Source organism: Desertibacillus haloalkaliphilus (genome assembly GCF_019039105.1).
Taxonomy (GTDB): Bacteria; Bacillota; Bacilli; order Bacillales; family KJ1-10-99; genus Desertibacillus; species Desertibacillus haloalkaliphilus.
Window position 1 is genome coordinate 1 of the sequence record NZ_JAHPIV010000406.1, and the last position, 363, is coordinate 363.

A 363-nucleotide genomic window follows, 5' to 3' on the forward strand; every position below is an offset into this window, starting at 1 on the left:
GTAGTAAGGGGGTATCCCCAAAGGGTGTGTTATTGACCTTTTGGGATACCTGTTTTTCCGTTACTGTTTGTATTGTGGTTCTTCTTGTTCAATTTGCTGCAACCTTGGTTCTAGTCCATCAACAACCTGTTGGGTTTGCTGGGCGGCTTGTTGAAATAGTTGTTTTGCTTGTTCATTTTCTGTATCAAGAGCGAATGTTTCTAAGCTTGCTTGTGCACTTTTTAATCCTGCTATTGTTTGTTTAAATTTTGCTGCGACAGTCACGGTGACGTCCTCCTCTAATGTTGTATTGTTAGATTAAGTAAAATGCTTGTATCTATGAGATACAATTTTTGTCAACTTTAAAATGTTATTGTTTGTATT

Annotated in this window: 1 protein-coding gene; it reads right to left on the reverse strand. The window is 37.2% G+C overall.

Going from position 1 to position 363, the window contains the following annotated elements; genetic code table 11:
* Window positions 1–60: 60 nt before the first annotated feature.
* Window positions 61–264, reverse strand: coding sequence for a DUF1657 domain-containing protein (locus KH400_RS22535; protein ID WP_217228442.1), 204 nt, complete (start codon window positions 262–264; stop codon window positions 61–63).
* Between the last annotated feature and the right edge of the window lie 99 nt (window positions 265–363).